At 69.9% G+C, this 1,398-nt stretch carries 1 protein-coding gene; it reads right to left on the bottom strand.

Going from position 1 to position 1,398, the window contains the following annotated elements; translation table 11 throughout:
- Window positions 1-1,378, bottom strand: a 1,378-nt coding sequence (locus FKP22_RS30400) for an alternate F1F0 ATPase, F1 subunit alpha (protein WP_141291930.1), incomplete at its 3' end; no start/stop codon positions are given.
- Between the last annotated feature and the right edge of the window lie 20 nt (window positions 1,379-1,398).

Below are 1,398 nucleotides of genomic sequence, written 5' to 3'. Positions count from 1 at the left end.
TGCGCGCCACCGGCACGGTGTCGAACAACCCTGCGGTCAGGGCACTCAGGATCAGCACCTGCTCGGGCACCGACAAAGGATCGGCCTGCGCCTGCTTCAGGCAGGCGCGGATGCGCTGCCCGTGCGCAATCACCTGCTGGCTGCGCTCATCGAGGCGGGCGCCGAACTTCGAGAAAGTCTCCAGCTCCTCGAACTGCGCGTAGGCCAGCTTGAGGTCCCCGGCCACGGCGCGCAAGCTGCCCAGCTGCGCCTTGCCGCCGACCCGCGAGACCGATTGGCCCACGTCGACCGCTGGCAGCACGCCCAGCTCGAACAGCCGGGGCGACAGGTAGATCTGCCCATCGGTGATGGAGATCAGGTTGGTCGGGATGTAGGCCGACATGTCCTGCGCCTCGGTCTCGACGATGGGCAAGGCCGTGAGCGAGCCACCGCCCCGTTCGGCGCTCAGGTGGGTGGCGCGTTCCAGCAGCCTGGCGTGCAGGTAGAAGATGTCGCCAGGGAAGGCTTCGCGACCGGGCGGCCGCTGCAGCAGCAGCGACAGTTCACGGTAGGCGCGGGCATGCTGGGTGAGGTCGTCGTAGACGATCAGCACATCCCGCCCGGCTTCCATGAAGTGCTCGGCAATGCTGGTGGCGGCATATGGCGCGATGTAGGCCAGCCCCGGCGCCTGCTGGCCTTCGCAGACAAGCACCACCGTGTAGTCCAGCGCCCCGTGCTCGCGCAGCGTGGCCACCGCCTTGGCCACCGCCGAGGCCCGCTGGCGGATCGCGCAGTACACGCACAGCACGTTCTTGCCGCGCTGGTTCAGGATGGCGTCGATGGCAATCGCCGTCTTGCCGGTCTGGCGGTCGCCGAGGATCAGCTCGCGCTGGCCGCGGCCCACGGGAATCAGCGCGTCGACGACCTTGACGCCGGTCTGCAGCGGCATGCTCACCGCAGCGCGTTCCATGATGGGCGCGGCCGGCCGCTCCACGGGCAGCCGGCTGCTGGCGCGCACAGGCCCCAGGCCATCCAGCGGCCGGCACAGCGGGTCGATGACGCGGCCCAGCAAGCCCTCGCCCACGGCCACGTCCATCACGCGGCCCGTACGTTCGACCGGATCGCCTGCACGCAGGCGCCAGTACGCGTCCAGCAGCACCACGCCCACGCCTTCTTCGTCGATGTCGAACGCGATGCCGTAGACGTCCCCGGGAAAGCGGACCAGTTCATCGAACGCGACATTCGGCAGGCCGGTCACCCTGGCCACCCCTGCGGCCACGTGCGTGACGGTGCCAACCTCGCTCAGGCCCAGCACCGGCGCGTGCCCCGTCCTGGCCTCGGCCATGGCGGCGAACAGCCGCTCGACCGCACGCCGCGGCGCGATGGTTTCGGCGTTCACTGGACGACCTTCGCGCTGAC

The organism is Ideonella azotifigens (genome assembly GCF_006519715.1).
In the GTDB taxonomy this organism is placed as follows: Bacteria; Pseudomonadota; Gammaproteobacteria; order Burkholderiales; family Burkholderiaceae_C; genus Ideonella; species Ideonella azotifigens.
This window is presented reverse-complemented; position numbering and strand designations above follow the sequence as displayed.